We start from the raw sequence: 23,370 nt of genomic DNA, 5'->3' as shown, positions 1-23,370 counted from the left end.
CCGCCGCGCACCACGCCCACCCGCCCCACCCAATAGTCTCGACCGCTCGGGCGCGAGACATAAGGGGTCGCGAACCGCCGCGACGAAGTCGCGGCAAAAAATAACTGAGCCCGGCACCTTGGTAGGTGCCGGGCTGAATGCTTTACCGGGCCGGGCTGAGAGGGTCCGGTAAGGCCGGTCGTCTTGTCAGACGACGGTGCGGGTGCGGGTGCGCGCGTTGCGACGCTTGAGCGCCCTGCGCTCGTCCTCACTCATACCACCCCACACGCCGGCGTCTTGTCCGGACTTCAGGGCCCAGGACAGGCAGTCGGCAGTAACGGGGCAGCGAGCGCAGACCAGCTTGGCATCGGCAATCTGCGCGAGCGCAGGACCACTGTTACCCACCGGGAAGAACAGTTCGGGGTCCTCGTCGCGACAGATGGCCTTGTGGCGCCAGTCCATTCCTCTGCTCCTTCGCTGGGCGCCGCAAAGGGCGCCGGTCGTTTGTGGATCGTTCACTTGTGCGACTCGAATGTTTCCGCACGGTTGCTTGTGAATGCTTTCACGAACACCGTAGATGTCAATAGGTATCCGGTGCACCGTGGGGAAGCTCACGCAATCGAGGTGCCCCCATGGGGGACCTGCCCGGTCCTTTGTACTCGCTCGAGGAGGTTTTCGCAGCGCAACCGCGAGTTTTTCGCGGCGTTTCGTCACCGACGGGGTTGCGGCGCCACCACTTCGAGCACGTCGGGCACCGCCGTGAAATCCACCACGTTGCGTTTCCCGATAAAGTCGCCATCGATTTGCAGGCCGATGGGCTCCTTCGTCTCGATATGCACCGACGGAACGTCGTCGTCACGAAACAAATTGCGGGACTTGGGATTTCCGTTCGAGGCGAGGAGCTGACCGGCGAGCCGCAGCGTCGGTAGCACCGCCATGGACCGCACGGCAAACACTCCGAGGCCCGTTTCGAAGCTCGTGCCGGGGTTGGTGTGCACCGGCGTGGCGTTCAGGTAGGTCCACGGACTGGCGTTCGTGACGAACGCGTAGTGCACCTCGTCGACCGCTTCCAGGCCCGGAACTTCGATTCGGATCTGCGGTTCGCGACGCTTCGCGCGGAAGAATTGTCGCACAGTTGTTCGAACATAGCGACCGGGTGTGGCCGCGCGGCCCTTGGCACGGCTCGCGTCTATGGCCTCGCACACGTCGGCGTCCAATCCGACGCCCGCGCTGAAGGTGAACCAGCGGTCGTCGGCCAAGCCGAGGCCGATCGTGCGGTCGTGCTCGAGGGTCAGCAGGTCGATGAGCTGATTGGTCGCGGTCACTGGGTCGGGGGAGATGCCGAGCGCCCTGGCGAACACGTTGGCCGAGCCGCCGGGGATCACGCCGAGCCGGGGTATCCAGGCCTGTCCATCGTTCAGCTCGGGCAGCGGGAGGAAACCGTTGATGGTCTCGTTGACCGTCCCATCGCCGCCGTGCACGACGATCAGATCCATCTCGTTGGTCGAGGCCCACTGAGCCAGTTCGGCCGCGTGGCCGCGATGCTGGGTGTGCGCAACGGTCAGCTGAGTGCGGCTCTCCAAAGCGTGGGCCAGTAGGTCTCGGGTCGCCGGTGTGGTCGAGGTGGCATTCGGGTTCACGATCAGCAACGTCCGCACGTTCGCAGCTTAGTGCGGCGGCGAAGGGCCCCCGGCCGCGCGGCCGTGACCGGGCGCACCCTACGCCGCGTCGTAGGCTTGGCGCGTGGCGGAAAGCGGCAAGGCAGAGGTTTCGGCGGACGCGGTTCCCGCGACGGTGCGCGGCGCGGGCGGGCTGGTCGCGCTGGAGGGCGCTGTCGCGGTGACGGTCGCGATCGTGCTCGTGGTGCGCGGGCTGCTCGGCCACGACCAATCGCAGGCCAGCGGCTACGGCACCGCGGCATGGTTCGGCATCCTCGGCGGCGCGGTGCTCGCCGCGGGCATCGGACTGCTGCTCGGCCACCGCTGGGGTCGCGCCATCGCGGTCATCGCCCAGGTGCTGCTGCTGCCCGTGGTGTGGTCGCTGCTCACCGATTCGCACCAGCCGGTCTACGGCGGGCTGCTCGGCGTGGTCGTGGTCGCCGCGCTGATCCTGCTCTTCGTGCCGTCCTCGACCCGCTGGATGGCCAGGGAGTACGGGGCGGAGCCGGAGTAGGACCTCGCACGCTGCCGGACGCTGTCCGCCGCGTGGAGGGCCGGAGTGGAGCGGCGTACGCCCTGACCGGACCCAGTGCGTCGAAATCCGCGTATGCCGGAGCGGAGGCGGAGGTACGACTACCGCGCGGACGCGGTCGCCGCGCGCAGGGCCTGTCGGCACAGGGCGTCGGCTCGGCGCGTCGTCTCCGGCTGGCGGTAGTGCGGAGTGAGCGCGAGTACCTGCGCGCACGCCGTGTCGAGATCGATCAGGTGTCCCACCGAAACGAACACCGGCTTCACGCCCGTCCTGGTGCGCAGCGCCCTGCCGACCACCCCGCCGTCGAGGACCAGATCCGTCGCGTCGCCACGCGCGGGCCCCGGTTCGCTGTAGTCGCCCCACGCGTTCTTGGCGACCCCGATCGTCGGCACCCCGGCCAGCACGCCGACGTGACAGGCCAGCCCGAAGCGGCGCGGATGGGCCAGGCCCTGGCCGTCGCAGATCAGCAGATCCGGTGCGGCGCCGAGCCGTTCGAGCACGCCGAGGGTGGTGGGCAGCTCGCGGAAGGCGAGCAGGCCAGGCACGTACGGGAAGCTCACCGCGCCGTGCGCGACCGCGGTGTCGACCGTCGTGAGCGTCGACGCGTCGAGCACCACGACGGCCGCGGCGACCACACCGCTCGCGTCGTCGTAGGCCGAGTCCAGCCCGGCCACCGTCCGGAACCGCGGCGGACGCGGATTCGCCGCGACGACGCGCGGCCGCAGCTCGTCCTGGATCGCCATCGCCGCCGCGGCGTCGGCGGGCCAGCGATCGGGTGTGTCGATCAGCAACCGATCCTCCGCGGCTCAGGACGCTTCGGCGGCCAGCTTCACCAGCTCGCCGCCCGCCAGTCGATACCCGACCCACTCGTCCTGCTCGACGGCGCCGATCGAGCGGTAGAAGTCGATGGAGGGCGTGTTCCAGGTGAGCACGGACCAGGAGACGCGGCTGTAGCCCTTCTCCAGCGCCTCCTTGGCCAGTGCCGCGATGAGCGCCTTGCCGTAGCCCTTGCCGCGCGTCTCCGGCTTGACGTACAGGTCCTCCAGGTAGATGCCGTGCACCCCGTCCCAGGTGGAGAAGTTCAGGAACCAGATCGCGCAGCCGACCACGCCGGTCTCGTCCTCGGCCACGTGCGCGAACAGCGCGGGCGACGGACCGAACAGCGCGGCCCGCAGCTGCTCCAGTGTCAGCGCGCACTCGTGGCGAGCCTTCTCGTACTCCGCGAGGTCGTAGACGAGGTCGACGAGCGCGGGGACGTCGGCGGGGGTGGCACGGCGGATCGCGGCGGTCACTTGGCTCCCTCGTTGGTCGAAACGATGTTGTGCGCGTGGATGGTTCGCGCGTCGTGCTCGTAGCCCAGCAGGCTCACGGCGGCGGTGGACATCGCGAAGCGGCGGCCCTCGACCACCTCGAACTCGGCCCACCGGGCGATCAGCACGCGGGAGAAGTGCCCGTGTCCGACCAGCACCACGTCCCGCTCCGGCAGGACGGGTTCGACGGCGGCGAGCAGCCGATCGGCGCGCGCGCGTACCTGGGCGGCCGTCTCGCCGCCGGGCGCCGTGCCGGTCCAGATCGTCCACCCTGGCGTGGTCTCACGAATCTCAGGGGTTGTCAGGCCCTCGTAGTCGCCGTAGTCCCATTCGGCGAGATCGTCGTCGACAGTGGTCTCGGTGCAGCCCGCCAGCTCCGCCGTGCGCACCGCGCGCTGCCGCGGGCTGGTGAGGACGAGCGGATCCCGCAGCTTCAGCTCCGCGAGCAACCGCCCCGCGGCCTCCGCCTGCCGCTCGCCGCGCTCGGTGAGCGGCAGATCGGTGTGGCTCGTGTGCCGCCGCTCGCGCGACCAGGACGTCTCGCCGTGCCGGAGTAGAACCAGCCGGGCGTCTTCGTGTGCGGACATGCCCTCCATCATGGTCAGAAACGCGCCGCGCCGCCCGGACCGGGTTCGTTCCGCCTCAGATCGGCTCGCCCAGCTCGAGCACCACCAGCGGCAACGGGCGCGTGACCTTTGCCTGGTACTCGGTGAGCAACGGATTGTTCGCGAAGACCCACGCCGCGAATTCGTCGTACTCGGCGCCCGAGAGCGCTCGCGCGGTGCCGCGGTAGGTGGTGGACCCCCATTCGATGGTGACGTCGCGGTTCGCCTTCACGTTGTAGAACCAGGCCGGGTACTTGTCCTCGATGAAGGAGCTCACGTACACGGTCTCGTCGCGTCGCAGCAGGCCGAGCGGGACCACGTGCGGTTCACCGCTCTTGGCTCCGGTGGTGGTGAGCAGCACCAGATCACTGCCCTCGTACGCGCCGCCGACCTTGCCGCTGTTCGCGCGGAACTCCTCGATCACGCCGTCGTTCCAGTGCGCGATCTCGGTGTCGGTGTATTCCTGGTTCCATGGCGCGTCGGGATCGTCGTAGGACGTGATGGCGGGCTTCGATTCCGGTGCGGTGGATTCGGTTTCGGACATGCGGCCAGTGTGACGCAAGGCACCGACAAGTTCGGGCGCCGACGAGACCGGCGGCCGTCAGCCTAGGGCGTGCAGTTCTCCGTCGCGGTGTTCGAGCACGATGTTTCCGACTACGGCGAGGGAGATCGGGCCGCCCGTGTAGCCCGGGCGCTGGAACGGGACGCGGCCGACTTCCGCGCCGGAGGTGGGATCGAGGACGGCGAGGCCGTCGGCGACCGGCAGCAGCAGGCGTCCGGCCATCATCGCGGGGGAGCCGAGGGCGCTCGGCGCTGCCCAGAGCGGATCGAAAGTGCTCGCGTTCAAGGCGATCACGCTGTTGCCGGTGAACACGAGATACGCCGAGCCGATGCGGGTGGTCGTCGCGTTCTCCGCGAGCGGAGCGGAAAGTTGATGCGCCACAACGGGATTGCCGGTGCTGTCGTACACGCCGAGGCGCGGCGGCGTGGATTCGCCTGCGCCGGAAACGGTTCCGCCCGGGAGGTAGAGCACGATCCGGCTGTCCGACACCGCGATCACCCGGGCGCCTGGCACATCGGTGCCGGGACCGGAGAGCACGTGCGAGCCGTACTCCTCGGGCACCGTGTTGTCCTTCGGCGCCGGGTTGAGCACCGTCAGCCGGGGCGCCGGGTCGTCGGGGCAGCGTTCCAGCACGGCGAGCCGGGACGAGCTGGAACCGGCCGAGAGCAGCGTGCAGCCTTTGCGTGGTTGGGTTTTCACGTTCACCGGCGCGTCGACGTAGCCGTACTCCAGCGTGCGCACCAGATCCGAGCGCCACATCTCCAGTCGCCGTTCGCCGTACGCGAGCACGTAGGTGCCGTCGACCGAGAGCCGCACGCTCGGATCCATGTAACTGCTGCGCGCGGTGCGGCGTTCCCCGGTGTCACCGGCCAGCAGGGTGGCCTGGCTGCACCCGCGCTGATCCCGGTACACCGCGATCACCATGCCGAACTGCGCTTCCACACCGCACAGCGGCATATCCCGCCGGTAGCGCCACAATTCGGCGCCGGTGGCGGGATCACGCCCGGTGACGGTGCCGCCCGAACCGGTGATCACCGCGCCGCCGGAGGCCAGCGCCCGCGCGCTGGCGTCGTCCGGCGCGTGCCACAACTCCCGCAGGTTCGCGGGGATCTTGTCGGCCGTCGGCGGGGTGGTCGCGGGCGTCGCCGCGGTCACCGATTCGGTGCCCGTCGCGTCGCCGCGCGCCCACACCACCAGCCCCGCGACCGCCACGAGCACAGCGATCGCGACTGCGGAGATGATGTCGGCGCGCGTCCGCCGCTCGGGTGCGAGCACGATTGCGAGACTAGCGGATCCGCCGAACTATGCCGAAGCAGCCGTTCCCGCGGTCGCGGCCACGGCCTCGCTCGCCTCGGCCTCGTCGGCCTTGCGACGACGGCGGCGCACCGGCTTCTCGGCGGCCTCCGCGTCGCCGTTCGCGTCGACCGGCGCGTCGGCCGTCTTGCGGGTGCGGCGGCGCTTGACCGGTTCGGCCGGTGCCGCGCCGTTCTCGGCGGTGCCGTTGTCCGTCGACTCGGCCGCGGCGGTCTTGCGGGTCCGTCGCCGAACGGGCTTCGCGGGCGCATCCTCGGCGGCCGCCGGGGTCTCGTCCGCGACTGCCGCCGCGGTCTCGGGCTGTGCCGGAGCCGCGGTGTCGTTCGCGACCGCCGCCGTCGGCTCAGCCTGGGCCGCCGCGGTGTCGTTCGCGACCGCCGCCGTGGGCTCGGACTGTGCCGGAGCCGTGGCCTCGTTCGCGACTGCCGCCGTGGTCTCGGCCTGGATCGCAGCTGCGGTGTCACTTGCGACTGCCGCAGTGGTCTCGGCCTGGACCTGAGCCGCAGTGTTACCCGCGTCGGCCGCAACCGGAGCCGCGGTGTCGTTCGCGACCGCCGCCGTGGCCTCGGCCACGACGTTCTCGTTCTCGCCGGCACCTTCCGAGGACTTCCGACGACGACGCCTGCGCCGCGCCGGAGCCTCGGTGGTCTCCGCCTCGGCGCCCTCGCCCGCGTTCTCGGTCGACTCGCCCTCGGCGACGACTTCCGCCGCGCCGTTGTCCACGCCCTCGGCGCCGCCGGAGCGACGCCGCCTGCGCCTGCGGCGCGACCGACCCTCGTCCGCGTTCGGCTCTGTGCCGTTCGGCTCGGTGTCGTTCCCGTCGGCGTCGATGGTCGACTCGGCGCCGACCTCGGCCCCGTCGACGGGCTTGCCGCCACGGGTGCGCCTGCGGTTGCGCTTGCGCGGGCTGCGCGCCTCGCGCTCGACCACCACGTCGTCCTCTTCGCGGACCGGCCGCGGCTTGCGGACCGTGCCGGTGACGCCCTCGGGGATGCCGAGATCGGCGAACAGGTGCGGGGAACGCGAGTACGTCTCCACCGGGTCCGGGATGCCGAGGCCGAGCGCGGTGTCGATGGCCGCCCAGCGGTTGAGCTCGTCCCAGTCGATCAGCGTCACCGCGACGCCGGTGCGCCCGGCCCGGCCCGTGCGCCCGATCCGGTGCACGTAGGTCTTCTCGTCCTCGGGGCACTGATAGTTGACGACGTGCGTGACGTCGTCGATGTCGATGCCGCGGGCGGCCACGTCGGTGGCGACCAGCACGTCGATGGTGCCCTTGCGGAACCGGGTCAGCGCCTTCTCACGGGCGATCTGACCGAGGTCGCCGTGCACCGCACCCACGGCGAAGCCGCGTTCGGCGAGGTCGTCGGCGACCTTCTGCGCGGTGCGCTTGGTGCGGGTGAAGATCATCGTGGCGCCGCGGCTCTCGGCCTGCAGCACCCGCGAGATCAGCTCGCTCTTGTCCAGCGCGTGCGCACGGTAGACGAACTGCGCGGTGCGGTCGTGCACCGCAGAGTCGTGCGGCTCCTCGGCCCTGATGTGGGTCGGGCGGGTGAGGAAGGTGCGGGCCAGCGTGATGATCGGACCCGGCATGGTGGCCGAGAACAGCATGGTCTGGCGCTTCTCGGGCACCATGTTCAAGATGCGCTCGATATCCGGCAGGAAGCCGAGGTCGAGCATCTCGTCGGCCTCGTCGAGGACGAGCACGCCGATCTTGCCGAGGATGAGATGGTTCTGCTTGGCCAAGTCCAGTAGTCGGCCGGGCGTCCCGACCACCACGTCGACGCCGTCGCGCAGCGCGGCGATCTGGGACTCGTAGGGACGGCCGCCGTAGATCGAGGCGACCTGCAGCTTGCCCTTGTGGTTGCGCAGGTGCTTGCTCGCGTTCTCCAGGTCCTCGGTGACCTGGATGCACAGCTCGCGGGTCGGCACGATGACCAGCGCCCGCGGCGTGCCGTCCAGCGGCGTCGTGCCGGAATCGGCGGTGGCGATGCGGTGCAGCAGCGGCACGCCGAAACCGAAGGTCTTGCCCATGCCGGTGCGTGCCTGACCGATGAGATCCTCGCCGGCCAGCGCCAGCGGAAGGGTCAGTTCCTGAATAGCGAATGTTCGTTCGATGCCGATCTCGGCGAGCGCTCGGACGATTTCCTCGCGCACCCCCAATTCGGCGAATGTCGGGGCGGTATGCGTCGCGTCCAGTTCGGCCGTCAACAGCGTGTCCGCCACACCGGGTTCCTGCTCGACAGTGATCTTGCTCAGGTTCGTGCCTTCCTCGTTATCGCGTCACGCGCGCCCGAGGCGTGGGGCGGACCGGTCGGTCCACGACGACCACGTATCCGCCGGTAATGCGCGCCGCAGCCGGATGTCGTCGGGTGCCGTCCGATGACGGCAACTACCTGGGAACATCGGCGCAGCGCAGTCGGATGCGGATCTGGTGCGCGCACATTTTCCTGGACGACGGAAGCCCTGGCGCCACACCTCGTGGCGGACGCATGGGTAACGAAAGTTTCCGTTGTCCGCAGTGATTGTAGCGTGATATTGTGCGCGGCTCGAATTGCCGCCGCCGTTATTCCAGGGCAAAACTCCGGTTTCCGACTCGATCGTCGCCGACCGACGCTGCGCGACTTGACAATTCATCACCGAGCCGGAATCCGCCCGGCGCCGAAAAAGCGGCCGTCCAGTGCTATTCGCGTGCGCCGCGTCCGGCGGGTCGCGCCGGTCCGCGGCACCGGTCTCGGCGCCGCCGCGAACCTCGCAAACCGGACTTGCCTGTTACCGGCGGTACTGGCATGTGAGACATTCTTGTGGTGAGCATCGCAGAGACCGTCACCACCGCCGCCCGCAACGCCTGGGCGCTGACCTTCGGCTCGGGTGTCGAGGCGCCGGACCCCGCGCCGTCGACGGTGCTGTGCGACGAGCCGCACCGGCAGCTGCGCCGCTACGAGGGCGGCGCGACCGACGGCGCTTCCGCAGTGCTCCTCGTGCCACCGCTCGCGGCCCCGGCCACCTGCTTCGACCTGCGCCCCGGCCAGAGTCTGGCGCGCTTCCTGCGCGACAGCGGCCGGGCCACCTACGTCGTCGACTACGGCGACATCACCTTCGCCGACCGCAGGATGGGCTTCGAGGACTGGCTCGACGACATCCTGCCGGAGGCGATCCTGCGCACCTCCGCGGATGTCGGCGGCAAGCCGGTCGATCTGGTCGGCTGGTCGATCGGCGGAACGCTGGCGTTGCTCACCGCCGCCGCGCACGCGCACCTGCCGATCCGCTCGATCACCGCCGTCGGCTCGCCGCTGGACTACGACAAGATGACCGGCATCCCGCAGCTGCGCGCGGTCGCGAAGCTCACCGGCGGCATCGCCACCTCGACCGCGGTCAGGGCGGTGGGCGGCATCCCGGCCGGGCTGACCCGCGCCGCCTACCGGGTCACCGCGTGGGACCGCGAGCTCACCAGGCCGTGGTTCGTGGCGAGCAACATCGCGCGCACCGAGACGCTGGCCAAGATGGAGTCCATCGACCGGTTCATGGCGGCGATGCCGGGCTACCCCGGCCGCTTCTACGGCCAGCTGTGGGGCCGCTTGATCCTGAACAACGACATCGGCCGCGGCGTCGTGCGGCTCGGCGAGCGGCGCATCGCGCTCCCCGACGTGACCGCCCCCGTGCTGCTGGTCGGCGGGCCGAGCGACGTCATCACCCCGGCCGCTGCCGTCGAGGCGGGCACCCGCACGCTGACCGGCGCCGCGGACGTCCGCTACGAGACCGCCCCCGGCAGTCACCTCGGCATCCTCACCGGCGAGACAGCCCGCGACACCACATGGGCCTACCTCGACAAGTTCCTCACCGAACTGGGTTGACCGCAGCCTGAGCCGGTCAGGCGCGAGCCAAGGTCCGGCGGACGCCACGGCGCAGCCCTGCCGACCTGATCAGGGGCCGAGTGGAGACGAGGTGAGTGTTCGACCCGGCCGCGCGACACCGAGCTGATCAGGGGCGAGCAAATGTGGGGCGGACGCCCGACCGGCCCGTGACACCGATTCGATCAGCGGCCGAGCGAAGGTGCGGCGGACGCTGCGCCGCGGTCTCGCGACACCGACCTGTGAATGTTCGGGGAGACGAACACTCGCGCCGGGACGCCGCTACGCTAGGGCTCATGGGAGCACAGTCAGCGCTTGGCGTTTCGTTCGATCCGGCAACCTCGCCCATCGCCGCGGACCACTCCGGCGTGACCGACCTGTTCGCCGTGCTCGCCTACGGTGAGATCTCCGCGTTCTACCGGCTGGCCGAGGAGGCCAAGCTGTCGCCGACCCTGCGCGGCAAGGTGGCCGTCGCGAAGATGGCGGCCGCCGAGATGGACCACTTCAAGACGCTCGAGGCGGCGCTCGCCGACCGCGGCGTCGAGGTGTTCGACGCGATGGCGCCGTTCGTCCGCGCCCTCGACGCCTACCACGCCTCCACCGATCCCTCGACCTGGCTCGAGTCGATGGTGAAGTTCTACGTCGGCGACGGCATCGCGGCGGACTTCTACGGCGAGATCGCGGGCGCGCTCGCGCCGGAGGTCGCCACCGTGGTCCACGACGTGCTCGCCGAGACGAGCCACTCCGAGTTCGTGGTCGAAGAGGTGCGCCGCGCGGTGTCGACCAGCCGCTCCGAGCGCGACCGGCTCACGCTCTGGGGCAGGCGGCTGCTCGGCGAGGCGATCACCCAGGCGCAGTACGTCATGGCGCAGCGCGACGAGCTCACCGACCTGGTGCTCACCGCCACCGGCGATCTCAACGGCATCGCCGCGCTGTTCGAGCGCATGCAGACCAGCCACGCCGAACGCATGGCGGTCCTCGGCATCTAGGCCCTGCGTAGCGCGGACGTTCGCCGCAAAGGACCTAGTTGTCGGTCCGCGCACGGCGGCTCGTCGACAGCCCACGCGGTCGCAGCGGTAACGGCCCGCGTCTACTCGTTCGCGGCTCGGTTGTGCACCAGCCGCAGCCCCGTCGCACGGGCCGCGGCCTGGTCGAGCAGCCAGACGACGACGCTCTGGTCGCGGTCGGTCTCCATCGTCTCGAACGGGACGTCGACCGCGCCGTGCACCGGGTGCTCGAACTTCAGCACGCTCGACACCGGCCCGCCGCTGACCCGGTGCGGCTTCCACCTGACGCGGAACTCGGGCTCGCCTTGTAGCGCGTCGATCATTGCGAGCAGTTCCCCGTCGCCGGGCCAGCGCACCTTCGCGCGCAGCACCGCGTCCGCGAAGGTGTCGGCGGCGGCGGGCCAATCGCGCAGCGTTCGCCTGGCGCGCGGGTCGGTGAAGACGTACCAGGCCAGGTTCGCTTCGCCGTGCTCGTCCAGCAGACCGAGTGGCGCCGCGAAGTCGGCCCACGCGGTGTTCCAGCCGAGCACGTTCAGCCGCCTGCCGACGACGAAGGCGGGCGTCGGCTGGAGCGCGTCGAGCACCGCCGTGATCGTCTCACCGAGCTGTTCGCGCGGGGATTCGCTCCCCGGACAACGGGACTCGTTGCCGGAGGCCATCGCGAGCAACCCGAAGTGGTGGCGCTGCGCGCCCTCCAGCAACAGCGCGTCGGCGAGCGCGTCGACCACCGCCACCGACGGATTGGTGTCGCGACCTTGCTCCAGCCGGGCCAGGTAGTCGGCGCTGACTCCCGCACGCACCGCGACCTCCTCGCGGCGCAGCCCCGGCGTGCGGCGTCGGCCGCCCTCGGGCATTCCGACGTCGGCGGGCCGGAGCTCACCGCGGCGAGCGACGAGGAATTCGGCGAAACCGTTACGTGCCATGTGTTCCATCGTGCCCGGTCCGCGGACGTTCAGCCTCGCCCTGAGGGGTCCAGGATAACGGCGGTCTGGTTGCCGGACCGCGGTCCGGACAAGGTCGATGGCATGACGAACACTTCCGCAACCACCGCCACCCAGCAGCTGAAGCCCGGATCCTGGGCGCTGGACACCGCCCACTCCTCGGTCGCGTTCACCATCCGCCATCTCGGCATCTCCAAGGTGCGCGGCGGGTTCACCCGCTTCGACACCGAGTTCGTCGTGGACGAGACCGGCGCGGCCACCCTCGGCGCGACCATCTACCTCGATTCCTTCGACACCGGCAACGCCGACCGCGACGCCCACGTCCGCAACGCCGACTTCCTCGACGTGGCCAACCGCCCGACGCTCACCTTCCGCGCCCCGCGGCCGGTGGCGATCGCCGAGACCTTCACCGTCGAGGGCGAAGCCACCCTCGGCGCGATCACCAAGCCTGTCACCCTCGAGGTCGAATGGGGCGGCGTCCAGGACTTCGGCCCGACCGGCGACCGGCACGCCGGATTCTCGGCCACCGGCACCATCAAGCGCACCGATTTCGGCGTCGGCGGCCCCATGCCCGGCATGCTCAGCGACGCGGTGAAGATCGAGCTGGATATCGAGCTGATCGAACCCCAGTGACCAGCGCTGGGTCGGACCGCTGTTCGCGATCAGCGTAGGCAGTGCGGTGCCGCGCGGCCGTTGCCCTGCACTAGCCTTGGACCGGACAGCAAGAGCGCTCGGGCGGACGCGACGTCCGACCGCCGCACAGGACTCTAGGTTCGGAGGTTGGCCGTGGAGGTCAAGATCGGTATTTCGGATAGCCCGCGCGAACTCGTGATCAACAGCGGGCAGACCCCGGAAGAGGTCGAGGCGATGGTGTCCGAGGCGCTGAGCGGCACCGGCGGCGTCGTGGCGCTCACCGACGAGAAGGGCCGCAAGTTCCTGATCCAGGCTTCGAAGGTCGCCTACGTGGAGATCGGCACCGCCGCCAGCGGCCGGGTCGGTTTCGCCGCGGTCTGACGACCCAAAGCAACGAGCCCTCGGGTTCCGGTTGATTACCGAGAACCCAAGGGCTCGTTCGCGTTCGGGGGGCGCCGCGCAACCGCGGCGCGAATCAGAGGCGAGTGGGGTCGATCGGGTGCAACGGGACGTGCGACAGACCGCCCCAGGCCAGCGCGACCGTGGTGTCGACGGCCTCGTCCTTGGGGATCGGACGGTCCGCCTCCAGCCAGTAGCGCGCGGTGAACTGACTCGTGCCTACCAGGCCGACGGCGAGGATGCGCGCCCGATAGGGATCGAGGCCGGAGTCGTGCGCGACCAGGTCGAAGACCGCGTCCACGCACGCCTCGGTGGCCTGCTCCACCCGGCGCTGCACCTGCGGCTCGCTGGTCAGGTCGGATTCGAAGACGAGCCGGAAGCCCTGCATCTCGTTGTCGACGAAGTCGAAGTAGGCCTGCACGGCGGCCCGCACGCGCTGGCGGTTGTCGGTGGTGGAGCGCAGCGCCTGGCGCACGCTCGACACCAGCATGTCGACGTAGTTCTGCAGCACCGCGAGGTACAGCTCCAGCTTGCTGGTGAAGTGCTGGTACAGCACCGGCTTGCTGACGCCCGCGACCTGCGAGATCTCGTCCATGCCCGCCGCGTGATACCCGCGGAGCACGAACACCTCGCTCGCCGCCTGGAGTAGCTGCTGCCGCCGTTCGTCGCGCGGCAACCGGGTACCGCGCTTGGTCGGCACCATGGCCTCGGACGACATTCTGCGGGACGTCATCCGGTCCACGAGGTCAGTCATTTCGGCTCTCCCAGTCGAGTCCCCGGCAAAAGGGGTTGTGCACCGGGTATCCAATGAACGATACCCGGTTGTAGCTCACATGCCGATCGGGGTTGTCGATCTCGTCCCGCGGGTGAGATGTGGCGCACAGTGGAGTTCGGTCCCCATTGGCTCTCAGTCGTCCGGTTCCGTAGGCTCAGAACTCGTGGCAAGGTCCGGTCCCGAAACTCGTTCGGGTGCGGCTGCCCGATCGGGCGCTGTACCGCGGTCCGGGACCCCAGATCGGCCCGGCCGATCCAGACCCGAGCGCGGGGCTCGCACCGACCCGTGGCCGCGGAAACCCGACGGCGACGACGCGGCACCCGCGCCCACACCCCCGACGGCACGCGACGCCAACGGCGTCGAGATCTACGACCCTCTCGGTCTCTACCCGGCCGCCGACCGCTCCCATCAGCCGCTTCGGGCGCGCTGGGATCCCACGGCGCCGGATCCGAATCGCTCCCGCGGCCCGCGGCCCGATCGCAACGCCAAGAAACAGAGCGCGCTCGGCCGTTTCGTGTCCACCTACGGTTGGCGCGCGTACGCCCTCCCCGTGCTGTTCGTGGTCACCGTGCTCGTGGTCGCCGACGCGGTGCGCGGCGGCGGGGGCGGCGCCGGGTCGATCGTCGAGCCGAGTTTCGGTCGGCTCAGCCCGCGCGCCACGAACACCGGCGTCATCGGCGCACCGCCCGGCGACGGACAGTTCCCCGCCGATCTGCCCGCGGGCGCGCTGCCCGAAGGCGGTCCCTTCACCGAGAACGGCGCGGGTACCTGGCGGGTCGTCCCCGGCGTCACCGCCGAGATCGGCGCGGGTACGGAGTACCACTTCAGCTACACCGTCGAGGTCGAGAACGGCGTCGATACCTCCGGCTTCGGCGGCGACGAGTCGGTGGCCAAGATGATCGACAGCACGCTGGCCAATCCGAAGAGCTGGGCCCAGGACAAGCGGTTCGCCTTCCGCCGCGTCGATCAGGGCAAACCGGATTTCCGCATCTCGCTGACCTCGCGCCAAACCACCCGCACAGCTTGCGGTTTCGACATTCCCATCGATTCCTCGTGCTTCAACGCGGGCCTGGACCGGGTGGTGCTCTCCGAGGTGCGCTGGGTGCGCGGCGCGCTCGCCTTCGAAGGCGACATCGGCTCCTACCGTCAGTACCAGATCAACCACGAGGTCGGTCACGCCATCGGCTACCACCAGCACCAGCCGTGCGAGACCGACGGCGGACTCGCGCCGATCATGATGCAGCAGACCTTCGGCACCGAGAACAACGACATCGCCGCGCTCGATCCCGACGGCGTGGTCCCGATGGACGGCAAACGCTGTCGCTTCAACCCCTGGCCGTACCCGCGCGGCTGATCGCGGACGCGGTACGCGACGATACTGGGGAAGAACGGTTCGATCGCCCGCGTTGCACATCGTGCGATCGGCCAATTCGATTCGAGGAGTCCTGGACGTGTCATCACCGAAGTCCCTGCCGCCGCTGGTCGAGCCGGCCGCGGAACTGAGCAAGGACGAAATCGCCCGCTACAGCCGTCACCTGATCATTCCCGACGTCGGTGTGGACGGGCAGAAGCGTCTGAAAAACGCCAAGGTGCTGGTGATCGGCGCGGGCGGACTCGGCTCGCCCGCCCTGCTCTACCTGGCCGCGGCGGGTGTCGGCACGCTCGGCATCGTGGAGTTCGACGAGGTCGACTCCTCGAACCTGCAGCGCCAGATCATCCACGGCGAGTCCGACATCGGCCGGCCGAAGGCCGACAGCGCGCGCGACTCCATTCTGGAGATCAACTCCGGCATCGACGTGCGCCTGCACAAGCTGCGCCTGGAGCCCGAGAACGCGGTCGAGCTGTTCCGCGACTACGACCTGATCCTCGACGGCACCGACAACTTCGCGACCCGCTACCTGGTGAACGACGCCGCGGTGCTGGCGGGCAAGCCGTACGTGTGGGGTTCGATCTACCGCTTCGAAGGCCAGGTCTCGGTCTTCTGGGAGGACGCCCCGGACGGTCGCGGCCTGAACTACCGCGACCTCTACCCGGAGGCTCCGCCGCCCGGCATGGTCCCGTCCTGCGCCGAGGGCGGCGTGCTCGGCGTGCTCTGCGCGTCCATCGGCTCGATCATGGTGACCGAGGCGATCAAGCTGATCACCGGCATCGGCGACCCGCTGCTCGGCCGTCTGATGGTCTACGACGCACTGGACATGAGCTACCGGACCATCAAGCTGCGCCGCGACCCGGAACGTCAGCCGATCACCGAACTGATCGACTACGAGGCGTTCTGCGGTGTGGTGTCCGAGGAAGGCCAGGCCGCCGCGGCCGGGTCGACCATCACCGCGCGCGAGCTGAAGGAGCTGCTGGACGCGGGCAAGGAGATCGAGCTCATCGACGTGCGCGAGCCCGTCGAATGGGACATCGTGCACATCGAGGGCGCGCGGCTCATCCCCAAGGACCGCATCCTCTCCGGTGAGGCGCTGTCCGAGCTGCCGCAGAACCGCCCGATCGTGCTGCACTGCAAGACCGGCATCCGTTCCGCCGAGGCGCTCGCGGTGCTCAAGAACGCGGGCTTCTCCGACGCCACGCACGTGCAGGGCGGCATCGTCGCCTGGGCCAACCAGGTCGACACCAGCCTGCCGGTCTACTGAGCGACGACGGGTTCGGCCCCGCGCCCGCCGTGGCGCGGGTTCGCCCGGCGGACGCGCACGCCCGGACTACGCCGGATCCGCGCCGTACAGGACCATGATCCGCGCGATAGCCGAGCGCGTGACCGGACGGCGCGGCGTCCGAATCCGGCCCCGCACCGGCGGTACCGTACGGCCGTGACTTCTGTGGAACCCCCCGAGCACGTGCGCGCCACGTTCGGTCTGCGCGAAGTGACTCCGGTCCCGCTCGGCGACTGGGACGGCGGTTGGCGCTGCGGCGACGTGGTGCTCAGCCCGGTCGCCGATCACGCGCGGGCGGCGTGGTCGGCCAAGATCCGCGAGACGCTGAAGGTCGACGGGCTACGCGTGGCCCGTCCGGTGCGCGCCACCGACGGTCGCTACGTGGTCTCCGGCTGGCGCGCCGACACCTACCTGGACGGTTGCCCCGAGCCGCGCCACGACGAGGTCGTCTCGATTTCCCTGCGGCTACACCAGGCGACCACGAGGTTGGAGCGCCCGCGCTTCCTCGTGCAGCCGCCGGCCACGCCGTGGGTCGACGTGGACGTCTTCGTGGCCGCCGATCGCGCGGCGTGGGAGGCGGTGCCGCTGCGCAGCCTGCGCGCGGGCGGCGCGGTCCCGACCACCTCGCCCGACGGGCAGCGCAGCATGGAACTCATCGGCCAACTCGCCACGCTGCGCAAGCCGGTGCGGACCCCGGCCCAGCTGGTGCACGGCGACTTGTTCGGCACCATCCTCTTCGCGGGCGCGAACGGCCCTGGCCTCACCGACATCACCCCGTACTGGCGCCCCGCCGCCTGGGCCGCGGGCGTCATCGTCATCGACGCGCTTTCTTGGGGCGGAGCCGACGAAGGCCTGCTCGACCGCTGGTCCGATCTGCCGGAGTGGCCCCAAATGCTCTTGCGCGCCGTCATGTTCCGCCTCGCTGTGCACGCGCTGCACCCCCGCTCTACCCCCGAAGCCTTTCCCGGGCTGGCGCGGACCGCCGATATGGTCCGGCTGATGCTGTGATTTTCCGATAGCGGTTCGCTCTGATAGCGCCTCTTCGGTGCGTTAAGCTCTCTGCGCCGCGCACATGGGTCGACTCGTGTCGCGGCGTTCGATCCGGTTTCGTTCGGCTCATGGCCAGACCCGGTTGCCCGCGCGTGCGATGGGCTCGCCCGGTAGCTCTAAACCTTTGTAAACAAAAAGGATTCGCGGCGCGATGTCCAATCGGCGCCCGTATCATGTTGTGCGCGAGATCGCCGCCGGGCTCCTTCGGATTCCGGGAATCCGTGCGATCGGCGACGAGGGGTGAGGACTTCGGCAGGTGAGAATTCAACCGAGACAACAGATCCTGAATGTGTGGAAGGCGCTCGTCGCCACCTGCTGGGACGGTAGTTCCTGGAAGTGGGACGGCCAAGTGGCTTCCAATTCCATCAGCGACTCCGAGCAGCTGCTGTGCCTGCTCTATCCGGCGACGGAGATCGACACGTTCGCGCTGGACAATCCGGACAGCATGGCCGACGACGTGCTCGCCGCGCTCGCGCCGATCGGTGACTCCACGCAGATCCGTGGTTTCGTGCTGTGGCTGCTCGAACAGTACGTCGAGAAGAACACCAAGGATTCCGGCGAGCCCGACTTCGCCGCGGGCAGCTATCTGCGTGCGGCGGACGGCGAGCCGACGCCGGAGCAGTACCGGATCGAAGTGGTCGACGCCTATTCCATGTCGCTGACCGTGTGTATGGCCGGGCTGCGCTTCCTGCGCGCCTATTCCGAGCGGACGCGATCGGAGGATCTGAAGGCGCGGATCAAGCTGCTCTCCGATCAGCTCAGTGTCCGGCTGACGGCGGCCATGACCGGTCTGGTGCGCAGCTTCGTCGTCAACACCGTGCGGCAGAAATCGCCTGAGGGCCAAGCGATCCTGAGCATGCTCGATCAGAGTGGGCCCGGTGAGGACGCCGGACTCGTCGAGGGCGTACGCCGTGCGCTCGCGCGCGTGCGGGCCCGGCTGCGCAGCGATGTCGTGCTCGGGCAGGAAGAATCGGTCAAGGCGCTCGAGGACGAGAACCTGCTGTTCGAGTGCGGCTGGAGCTGGGGCGTGGTGCGCAACGCCACCGAAGTCGACTTCGTCGAAGCGCGGATCGGCGATCAGCCCGGCATCGCCGATCCTCGGCCCTACCTGTACTTCACCATCGTCGCCCTGGACGGCATCAACGACCTCGTCGCCCCGAGAACCGGCGAGCTCGGTCTGCTCAACGAACAGCAGCACCGGCTGGCGCAGGCGCTGCGCACGCGATGGGAACTCACCCAGCGTTATTGGTCCACCGTCGCTCGCTTCGGCACGGGATCCTGGCCGCTGGAAGACATTCCGTGGCGGACGTCGGACAACGAGCAGTCCGACTACTTCAGTCTCACCGTGTCCGCGGTGCTGATCCAGGACCTGGTCGCCCGCACCGCCACCGACGACGACTTGACAAGGGCCGTGGCCATTTTCGACGAGCTGGCCGGGCGCGGCAGGATCATCCGCAGGCCGACTGTCGGCGATCCCGCCATCGCGCTGCACAATCCCGGTGTCCGTCTTCGCCTGCGCGGCAGCGAGCAGGTGGACAACGGAGCGATCCTGCAGTGGGAAGTATCGGACTTCGCCGCCGTGCTGCTCAAGCGCATGTTGCAGGCTGCGCGCCTGTCCAACAACGTCGCGGCGCGGGACAAGCTGATGGAACTGTCCAAGGCGGCGATGGACCATTTGCACCGGCGCATGCTGCGGGTCGGCGCCGTCGGGTTGTGGGACGACCCCACAAGGATTTTCGGCGGCAACGGCGCCGCGCCGGTGTCCGAACCGTCGTGGTACATGACCGAACGCATCATCGAATGCATGGTGGCCGCGGAGCAGACCTATCGGCAGTCGCCGCCCAATTGGCCCGAGTTGCAGGCGGTGGCGCGAGTCATGTTGAACACCGCCGAGCACCGCTTCGATCAGGAATTGCTCGGCGCCAGCGTCCTCGACGCCTCGTCCAACCGCGAGACGTTGGAGGAGGTCGAGCGCAACATCGACGAAGCACGGCAACAGATCCGGGAGGACGCCGCGACGACGCTGGTGCACACGCTCGACGCGCTGCGCGAACTCTACAAACTCGCCGCCGCGCGCAACGACGCGACAAGGAGTCCCTGATCGCATGATCGTCTTCGCGACCTCCGACAAAGGGGGCACCGGCCGGTCGGTGACCAGCTGCAACCTCGGCTACCGACTGTGCTCGAAGATGGGCAAGAACGTCGCCTATCTCGACTTCGATTTCGGATCGCCCACCGCGGGAGCGCTTTTCGAGATCGGCGGCATGGAGCGCGGCATCCCGAGCGGCTCCGGACTGCATTCGTATCTGCTCGGCAAGATCGATGTCGCGAGCCGAGTCGACGTGCGGGACAACACCGATCGGACCGATCTGCGCAAGCTGCCCGGTCGCACCGGCAAACTCGTCCTGCTGCCCGGCGATCTCGGTGGCGGCGAGTTCGACAAGAAGGCGAACGACGACGTCGTCGAGCGCTGCGCGCGTCTGCTGCTCGAGCTGGACCAGGCGTTCGACGTCTGTCTCGTCGACCTCAGCTCGGGACGTTCGGTCGCGATGGACATCGCGCTGAAGGCGACCGCGCTGCCGCAATTGGCGACGCGAACCGTTCGCTGGCTCGTCTTCCATCGGTGGACCCGGCAGCACATTCTCGCCGCCAATGGTCTGGTGCACGGCGAGCACGGTCTGCTGGAATGCGGTGCCCGCGTCGGACACGACCGAGAGACATTGTTGGACAACCTGAGATACGTGCGGACCGCGGTGCCACAATTGAACATGGCCACGGGCGGTTCCGGGCCGCAGGCTGCCTGGCTGCACCAGCAGGACGCGATGTTGAAGCATTTGGCGTCGACCAAGGAGGTCGGAGCGAGTTTGCTGCTCGGCGAGACCCCGGTCGAACCGGTTCTGCAATACCGCGAGCAGCTGATCCTGGATATCGACGTGAAGAAGGAAATCGCGAACAGGCCTACCGTCGTCGCGTTCGACCTGCTCGCCAAGCGCTTGATCGACGAGGCGACCTGGATTCGGTTCTGACCTGACCCGCATGAATGCCAACCCGGAAAGGGCCGTTGAACACGGTGGAAAACGCCACAGGCTACAGCGAGGCGACCGAGAGCGCTCGGCTCGCCAGGGTGCCGCTGTCCCATATGTCCATCGAGGTGGGGCATTTCTACATGAACGATCTCACCAACGGTGAGGATCGTATTCGCACCCAATTTCGCCGTATCGTTCCGCTGGTCGGCGCCTATACCGAGATCGCGAAGGCCGAGTACGGTCCGCGCGCCAGGGTCAGCACCTGTTTTCTCATCGATGACTATTTCCGCTCGGATACCAATCCCGGAGAGATTCTGCGCAAGCTGCTCGGCATCGCCGACGAATGCGGTTTGCGTATCGACTATCTGGCCAGGGAAGCCGGCTGCTTCGAGGTCCCGGTCGCGGGTCCCGAGGGGGTGAGCGTGACGCGCATTCCGCTCGCCGACATGGTGCGCAGCCGCATCGTTCCGGAGCCGTACGAGGGCACCAACGGGCGACGACCGCCGACGCTGGAATCCGGCTGGCTGTGCAACGGAAAGCGCGCGAACGAAGGCGATTCCGGCCAGGCGATGCACGAGGAGTCCTACACGCCGCCGGAAGAGCTCGGGCGGCGCGAGCATTCGATCTTCCTCGACGTGGAGATGTGGAGCAGGCGAACGAAAGTGAACGGGCGCGCCGACGGCCACACCAAATGGTCGTGCCCCTATCTCGCCTCGATCTGGCAGCTGCTGCGCTTGGGAATGCTGCGCATGCAGGGGGCGCCGGTCGTGGAACCGCAGCCGTGGGGACCGGGGGACGAGTGGCCGGAGAACTGGTGGGACATGCCCGCGGTGCTCCAGCTTCAGCCGAAGGCCAAGCCGTTCGCGGCGTATCGGTCGATCTCGCTGCTGCCGAAGCGCTATCTGAAAATCGAAGCCGCCGTACAACTGATCCTCGACCACATCCAACTCGACGACGACGTGGTCGACCAGATCGTGAGCCGGGGCCGGGAAGAGGGAATCATCCTGCCGCGCAAGGTGACCGATCGCATCGGTCACGTACTGCTGGACGGGGTCTGAGTTGACCGAGCCGACGAGTTCCGACGGTGCGCCCGCGCGGCGCGGGGTTCGAGCGAACCGCTCGTCGGCCCCCGCGCGTGGCCGGGGGCGCCCGGCGCGACTGGTCGCGCGCGGTGCGCGGGCGCAACCGCGGACGCCGCCGCCCGAACTGCCCGTCGTGTTGGGGGAAGTCGAGACCTGTCTGCTGCCGACCGGTACCGCGTTGCGCCGCGACGAGACGATCGATCTGCTCGGTCAGCTGATGCCCGACAGCACGATCTTCTGGCGGGAGCGCCCGATCTCACTGGCCATCTCGCCGCCGACGGTCGAAGGCGTCGACTGCCAGCTGAAGGTGCCGACGCGGCCGAGCGTGCGAGCCATCGGGACGGTCGCGACGCGCTCGCTCGTGTTCGGCGGCCGCGTGCTGCAGAGTTCGTCGATGACCAGGGTGGAGGCGGGCGCGAACGGGCAACGCCAGACCTGGTCGCACTACCTGAGCCGGGCAGGCGTGCTCGAAACGGTCACCAAGATCGCGAAGGACACCGGAACCGGCCTGGCCGAAGGCTTTCTGGTGCCGGGGTCGGCCTCCGACAGCACGCTGGATCTGACGTCGATCGCGAATCGGCTGCTCGGCCGGATCCGGATGGACGGCCGGCTCGATCAGCGGGTCCCGTTGCCGTCGGAGGCCACCCGGCTGCGCTGGTCGGCGCGGGTCGACCGGAAGAATCCGCCGTCCGTGCGATTTCGGCTCCAAGACGACCGTGTGCGCGCGGTCCTGGTGACCGTCGGCAGCGCACCGGAGCTGGACGACGTTCAGCGCTTCTGTGAGGATCTCGCGGTGCACGACTGGCTGTTGACGGCCACGTCCGCGGCGATCGACCAGTCCGACCTCTTCCCGCCGGGGAGTACGGAGTCGGTCGCGGTGTTGGTGCCCGTGCTGCGGCACCTGGCCCACGTCTGGATGCCGCGCGCGCATACCCCGCCCGGCTTGCGCGCACTGTGGGACGAGCTGGAGGAGGCGCCCGGCTTGACGGCGGGGCGGCGGGGGCTGGTCGACCAGGTGCGCGACCGAGTGCTCGTCGCGGCCCTGGACGCGTTGCGGCACAGCAGAACAATGCCGCAGGACTGAGGCCCTGTCTGGTTCACAGCCGGAACCAGCGCCGCACGAGCAGCGCGAAGAACACGGACGTGAATACGATTCCGGTGTAGGACTCGACGATCAGTAGCACCCGGCCCGCCCGCCCGATGTCGGTGAGATCGCCGATCCCGACCGGATTGAGGTAGTTGACCAGGCACAGGTGGAAGGTCGTCGAGATCGGCTCGCGGTCGGTCAGCCACAGCACCGCGGTGAAGGCGAGCAACTGTAGCGCGATCCAGCCGAGCAGCTGGAAAGGGCGAAAGCCGTACCCGCACAACAGATCCGAGATCACGCCCGGGATGCGCTTCCACACCGGATAGGTCGCGCGCCGCCGGGCCCTGGCCAGCGCGAGACGGCAGCGGTCTTGTTTGCCGAAATCCTCCTCCAACGCGTGCAACGCGGTGGCGCGCTTGAACGCCAGCGCGGCGTGCGACGGCAGGTCGGCGTCGGTGAGGCGCTGCCCGAGCTGTTCGTAGATCTCGGCCAGCCGCATGTTCTGGGTGCGGCTCAGGCGCCGCGGTCCGCGGAACTCCACCTCGGCCGCCAGCAGCGCGGTCAGGATCGTCAGCGGCGTCCAGCCGGGTTGCCCGCGGTGGCCGATCGGCAGTTCGGCCGCCTCGTAGATGTGCCGGAAGATCAGGGTGTCTCCGCCCGGCGCGATGGGCGCCGAATCGTAGTCGAGGACGAGATTCTCGACGTGGTTGTGAAACGCCCTGAGCATCAGCTTCTCCGGCGTTCGCGCCGGATCGTCGTGATCCTGGTTCAGGTACTTCAGGATGTCGGTGGCGTACCGGTCGGCGTGTCGGTCGATCAAGGTGGTCATCGACAGCACCGCGTGCGGCAGCTGGGACTGTCCCAGGTATTCGGTCATGTGTGTGGTGCCCCCCGGCATCGTCCGCGTC

At 69.1% G+C, this 23,370-nt stretch carries 21 protein-coding genes and 2 pseudogenes; 12 read left to right on the top strand and 11 right to left on the bottom strand.

Annotated features, from left to right (window positions below; all coding sequences use genetic code 11):
- Positions 1 to 186: 186 nt before the first annotated feature.
- Complete coding sequence (locus tag ABZV58_RS32200) at positions 187 to 441, bottom strand: WhiB family transcriptional regulator (RefSeq protein ID WP_011211115.1); 255 nt, start codon at positions 439 to 441, stop codon at positions 187 to 189.
- Positions 442 to 689: 248 nt separating this feature from the next.
- Positions 690 to 1,637: a diacylglycerol kinase family protein gene (locus ABZV58_RS32195; RefSeq protein WP_355003953.1), complete on the bottom strand. Its 948-nt coding sequence runs from the start codon at positions 1,635 to 1,637 to the stop codon at positions 690 to 692.
- A gap of 85 nt (positions 1,638 to 1,722) precedes the next feature.
- Between ABZV58_RS32195 and ABZV58_RS32190 the strand changes: the two genes are divergently transcribed.
- Positions 1,723 to 2,151 carry a hypothetical protein gene (locus ABZV58_RS32190; protein WP_355003952.1) on the top strand — a complete coding sequence of 143 codons (429 nt, stop codon included), beginning with the start codon at positions 1,723 to 1,725 and terminating at the stop codon, positions 2,149 to 2,151.
- 119 nt (positions 2,152 to 2,270) lie between these two features.
- Here ABZV58_RS32190 and ABZV58_RS32185 read toward each other — a convergent pair whose 3' ends face one another.
- The 6 genes and pseudogenes from ABZV58_RS32185 to ABZV58_RS32160 form a co-directional block, all read right to left on the bottom strand.
- Positions 2,271 to 2,960, bottom strand: coding sequence for an endonuclease V (locus ABZV58_RS32185; protein ID WP_355003951.1), 690 nt, complete (start codon positions 2,958 to 2,960; stop codon positions 2,271 to 2,273).
- A 15-nt stretch (positions 2,961 to 2,975) separates the two neighbouring features.
- Entirely contained in the window at positions 2,976 to 3,461 is a 486-nt protein-coding gene (locus ABZV58_RS32180) for a GNAT family N-acetyltransferase (RefSeq protein WP_355003950.1), read from the bottom strand.
- Positions 3,458 to 4,066, bottom strand: a complete 609-nt coding sequence (locus ABZV58_RS32175) for an acid phosphatase (protein WP_355003949.1) — start codon at positions 4,064 to 4,066, stop codon at positions 3,458 to 3,460. The genes ABZV58_RS32180 and ABZV58_RS32175 overlap by 4 nt, the downstream gene beginning before the upstream one ends.
- A 55-nt stretch (positions 4,067 to 4,121) precedes the next feature.
- Entirely contained in the window at positions 4,122 to 4,628 is a 507-nt protein-coding gene (locus tag ABZV58_RS32170; protein WP_355003948.1) for a nitroreductase/quinone reductase family protein, read from the bottom strand.
- Between the two features lie 57 nt (positions 4,629 to 4,685).
- The gene (locus ABZV58_RS32165; RefSeq protein ID WP_355003947.1) at positions 4,686 to 5,921 is read right to left on the bottom strand and encodes a PQQ-binding-like beta-propeller repeat protein; all 1,236 of its coding nucleotides are present in this window, start codon (positions 5,919 to 5,921) and stop codon (positions 4,686 to 4,688) included.
- 894 nt (positions 5,922 to 6,815) lie between these two features.
- A pseudogene (locus ABZV58_RS32160) lies at positions 6,816 to 8,183 on the bottom strand (DEAD/DEAH box helicase); the annotation flags it as partial.
- A gap of 581 nt (positions 8,184 to 8,764) precedes the next feature.
- Between ABZV58_RS32160 and ABZV58_RS32155 the strand changes: the two are divergent.
- Both ABZV58_RS32155 and ABZV58_RS32150 read left to right on the top strand, forming a co-directional pair.
- The gene (locus ABZV58_RS32155; RefSeq protein WP_355003946.1) at positions 8,765 to 9,811 is read left to right on the top strand and encodes an alpha/beta fold hydrolase; all 1,047 of its coding nucleotides are present in this window, start codon (positions 8,765 to 8,767) and stop codon (positions 9,809 to 9,811) included.
- Between the two features lie 293 nt (positions 9,812 to 10,104).
- Complete coding sequence (locus ABZV58_RS32150; RefSeq protein ID WP_355003945.1) at positions 10,105 to 10,797, top strand: ferritin-like fold-containing protein; 693 nt, start codon at positions 10,105 to 10,107, stop codon at positions 10,795 to 10,797.
- Positions 10,798 to 10,898: 101 nt separating this feature from the next.
- Here the strand turns inward: ABZV58_RS32150 and ABZV58_RS32145 are convergent, their stop codons facing one another.
- On the bottom strand, positions 10,899 to 11,738 hold the full coding sequence (locus tag ABZV58_RS32145; protein ID WP_355003944.1) for a helix-turn-helix transcriptional regulator: 840 nt from the start codon (positions 11,736 to 11,738) through the stop codon (positions 10,899 to 10,901).
- Positions 11,739 to 11,840: 102 nt separating this feature from the next.
- On the opposite strand from ABZV58_RS32145, the gene ABZV58_RS32140 reads away from it, so the two are divergent.
- The gene (locus tag ABZV58_RS32140) at positions 11,841 to 12,389 is read left to right on the top strand and encodes a YceI family protein (RefSeq protein WP_355003943.1); all 549 of its coding nucleotides are present in this window, start codon (positions 11,841 to 11,843) and stop codon (positions 12,387 to 12,389) included.
- Between the two features lie 153 nt (positions 12,390 to 12,542).
- Complete coding sequence (locus ABZV58_RS32135; RefSeq protein WP_141809126.1) at positions 12,543 to 12,770, top strand: DUF3107 domain-containing protein; 228 nt, start codon at positions 12,543 to 12,545, stop codon at positions 12,768 to 12,770.
- A gap of 94 nt (positions 12,771 to 12,864) precedes the next feature.
- Here ABZV58_RS32135 and ABZV58_RS32130 read toward each other — a convergent pair whose 3' ends face one another.
- Positions 12,865 to 13,542 carry a TetR/AcrR family transcriptional regulator gene (locus tag ABZV58_RS32130; RefSeq protein ID WP_355003942.1) on the bottom strand — a complete coding sequence of 226 codons (678 nt, stop codon included), beginning with the start codon at positions 13,540 to 13,542 and terminating at the stop codon, positions 12,865 to 12,867.
- A 306-nt stretch (positions 13,543 to 13,848) separates the two neighbouring features.
- Here ABZV58_RS32130 and ABZV58_RS32125 point away from each other — a divergent pair.
- From ABZV58_RS32125 to ABZV58_RS32095, 7 genes and pseudogenes are all read left to right on the top strand, one after another.
- A pseudogene (locus ABZV58_RS32125) lies at positions 13,849 to 14,917 on the top strand (DUF3152 domain-containing protein).
- Between the two features lie 97 nt (positions 14,918 to 15,014).
- Positions 15,015 to 16,199, top strand: a complete 1,185-nt coding sequence (gene moeZ, locus ABZV58_RS32120) for an adenylyltransferase/sulfurtransferase MoeZ (protein ID WP_355003941.1) — start codon at positions 15,015 to 15,017, stop codon at positions 16,197 to 16,199.
- Between the two features lie 174 nt (positions 16,200 to 16,373).
- A complete protein-coding gene (locus tag ABZV58_RS32115) occupies positions 16,374 to 17,225 on the top strand; it encodes a TIGR02569 family protein (protein WP_355003940.1) in 852 nt (283 codons plus the stop codon).
- Positions 17,226 to 17,523: 298 nt separating this feature from the next.
- Complete coding sequence (locus ABZV58_RS32110; RefSeq protein ID WP_355003939.1) at positions 17,524 to 19,368, top strand: SCO2524 family protein; 1,845 nt, start codon at positions 17,524 to 17,526, stop codon at positions 19,366 to 19,368.
- 4 nt (positions 19,369 to 19,372) lie between these two features.
- Complete coding sequence (locus ABZV58_RS32105; RefSeq protein WP_355003938.1) at positions 19,373 to 20,293, top strand: SCO2523 family variant P-loop protein; 921 nt, start codon at positions 19,373 to 19,375, stop codon at positions 20,291 to 20,293.
- Positions 20,294 to 20,337: 44 nt separating this feature from the next.
- Positions 20,338 to 21,351, top strand: coding sequence for an SCO2522 family protein (locus tag ABZV58_RS32100; protein WP_355003937.1), 1,014 nt, complete (start codon positions 20,338 to 20,340; stop codon positions 21,349 to 21,351).
- Between the two features lie 157 nt (positions 21,352 to 21,508).
- On the top strand, positions 21,509 to 22,459 hold the full coding sequence (locus ABZV58_RS32095; RefSeq protein WP_355003936.1) for an SCO2521 family protein: 951 nt from the start codon (positions 21,509 to 21,511) through the stop codon (positions 22,457 to 22,459).
- 13 nt (positions 22,460 to 22,472) lie between these two features.
- Here the strand turns inward: ABZV58_RS32095 and ABZV58_RS32090 are convergent, their stop codons facing one another.
- A complete protein-coding gene (locus tag ABZV58_RS32090) occupies positions 22,473 to 23,339 on the bottom strand; it encodes a hypothetical protein (RefSeq protein WP_355003935.1) in 867 nt (288 codons plus the stop codon).
- Positions 23,340 to 23,370 lie beyond the last annotated feature (31 nt).

This window comes from Nocardia sp. NPDC004654 (assembly GCF_040609595.1).
Classification (GTDB): Bacteria; Actinomycetota; Actinomycetes; order Mycobacteriales; family Mycobacteriaceae; genus Nocardia.
This window is presented reverse-complemented; position numbering and strand designations above follow the sequence as displayed.

Excerpts from the sequence above, each read along its gene's own strand:
- ABZV58_RS32200 (WP_011211115.1), bottom strand. The coding sequence starts at position 441 with ATGGACTGGCGCCACAAGGCCATCTGTCGCGACGAGGACCCCGAACTG.
- ABZV58_RS32175 (WP_355003949.1), bottom strand. The coding sequence starts at position 4,066 with ATGTCCGCACACGAAGACGCCCGGCTGGTTCTACTCCGGCACGGCGAG.
- ABZV58_RS32170 (WP_355003948.1), bottom strand. The coding sequence starts at position 4,628 with ATGTCCGAAACCGAATCCACCGCACCGGAATCGAAGCCCGCCATCACG.
- ABZV58_RS32150 (WP_355003945.1), top strand. The coding sequence starts at position 10,105 with ATGGGAGCACAGTCAGCGCTTGGCGTTTCGTTCGATCCGGCAACCTCG.
- ABZV58_RS32145 (WP_355003944.1), bottom strand. The coding sequence starts at position 11,738 with ATGGCACGTAACGGTTTCGCCGAATTCCTCGTCGCTCGCCGCGGTGAG.
- ABZV58_RS32140 (WP_355003943.1), top strand. The coding sequence starts at position 11,841 with ATGACGAACACTTCCGCAACCACCGCCACCCAGCAGCTGAAGCCCGGA.
- ABZV58_RS32130 (WP_355003942.1), bottom strand. The coding sequence starts at position 13,542 with ATGACTGACCTCGTGGACCGGATGACGTCCCGCAGAATGTCGTCCGAG.
- ABZV58_RS32105 (WP_355003938.1), top strand. The coding sequence starts at position 19,373 with ATGATCGTCTTCGCGACCTCCGACAAAGGGGGCACCGGCCGGTCGGTG.
- ABZV58_RS32090 (WP_355003935.1), bottom strand. The coding sequence starts at position 23,339 with ATGACCGAATACCTGGGACAGTCCCAGCTGCCGCACGCGGTGCTGTCG.